The sequence below is a fragment of the Serratia sp. LTN-2 genome (assembly GCF_059740205.1).
This window is the reverse complement of the sequence record NZ_JCAXDO010000099.1, coordinates 1-611: the sequence shown is the minus strand read 5'-3', so window position 1 is coordinate 611 and position 611 is coordinate 1. Positions and strand designations below refer to the sequence as shown.

1 protein-coding gene is annotated in these 611 nt (G+C 67.8%); it reads right to left on the bottom strand.

All coding sequences use genetic code 11. From position 1 onward, the window contains the following. Positions 1-611, bottom strand: a 611-nt coding sequence (locus tag AC6BYQ_RS28550) for a fimbria/pilus outer membrane usher protein (RefSeq protein WP_498057936.1), incomplete at both ends; no start/stop codon positions are given.

Sequence of the window (611 nt, the reverse complement as noted above, 5' to 3'; positions counted from 1 at the left end):
CCCAGCGAGGCCGCGTTATAGTCGCCGCCCGCCAGCGCGCCGCCGTACAGCGACCAGCCGTTGCTTACCCCCCAGGAGAACTCGCCGGTGCCGAACAGCGGCCCGCGCGCATGGTGCTCAAAGTCCGCCGGCTTGCCCGCCGCCAGCTTGAAGCGCACCGAACCGGGGCGCGTCAGGTACGGAATGCTGGCGGTGTTCATGACAAACTCCTGCACGCTGCCGTCCTGCTCCTCGACCCGCACATTGAGCTCACCGCTCACCGCATCGTTGATGTCCTGGATACGGAATGGCCCTGCGGCGACCGTGGTTTCGTACAACACCCGCCCCTGCTGGCTGATGACCACCTTGGCGTTGGTCTTCGCCACGCCCACCACCTCCGGCGCATAGCCGCGCAGGTTCGGCGGCAACATGTTGTCGTCCGATACCAGGCTGGCGCCGGCAAAGCGGAAGCTGTCGAACATGCCGGAGTCCAGGTAACTCTCCCCTACCGTCAGCTTCGAGCGCAGCGCCGGCAGCGCGCGGTAGGCGTAATAGCGGCTCCAGTCCAGCCGCCTGTCGGTCGGCTGGCCGCTGCCGGTCTGGTGGCTGAGGTTGCCCTGCCAGTCGGCCCG